Genomic DNA, 774 nt, shown 5'->3' on the forward strand with positions numbered 1-774 from the left:
GCCGGCCGGTTCGAGGAGGCCGACGGGGAGGCCCATCTCGCCATGGACCTCGGACGTGCGTCCGGGGACCCCTGGACGTGCGGGAACGCGCCCAACGAGCGGGGCATCCTCGCGCTGTACGAGAACCGCCACGTCGACGCCGAAGCCCACCTCTCCCGTGCCCGCGACGCCTTCCGCGCCGACGCGAACCGGCCCGGCGAGGCCAGCGCTCTGTGCAACCTCTCCCGCGTGCACCTGGCCACCGGTCGTGTCGCCAGCGCCGTCGAGCTCGCCGAGCAGGGCATCACCATCTACGAGAAGGCCGAGACGGGCCTCGCCCTGCGCCTCGCCAACGGCAAGTACGCGCTCGGCCTGGCGCTCACCGCGTCCGGCCGGACCGTCCAGGCCCGCGCCGTCCTCACCGAGGCCCTCCACGTCTTCCAGGAGAGCCGGCAGCAGCTGTGGCACGGGATGACCCTGTTCCGGCTCGCCGAGGTCCACCTGGCCGACCGCCGGTACACCGCGGCGGCGGCCAACGCCGAGCAGGCGCTGTCCGTGCTGCACGGCATCGGCGGGGAGTGGCGCCGGGCGAACGTCCTGACCGTCCTGGGCCAGGGACTCGCGGCGCTGGGCCAGACGGACCGGGCCCGGGTGTGCTGGACCGAGGCGCTGTCGGTGTTCGACGGACTGGGCTCGCCCGAGGCCAAGGCCGTCCGCGTGCTGCTCCACCCGGCGGCGGTCGCCTGACCCGGACCGGGCGTTCATCATTCGTTTATCGCCGCACGGCATTCTCGT

Annotated in this window: 1 protein-coding gene; it reads left to right on the top strand. The window is 73.8% G+C overall.

Features of this window, described 5'->3' with window-relative positions; translation table 11 throughout:
• Nucleotides 1–726 (top strand): tetratricopeptide repeat protein (locus EAO71_RS35415; protein ID WP_147981920.1); only part of this gene is annotated, 726 nt, incomplete at its 5' end.
• Nucleotides 727–774 lie beyond the last annotated feature (48 nt).

Origin of the sequence: Streptomyces sp. MS191 (assembly GCF_008042125.1) — a bacterium.
In the GTDB taxonomy this organism is placed as follows: Bacteria; Actinomycetota; Actinomycetes; order Streptomycetales; family Streptomycetaceae; genus Streptomyces.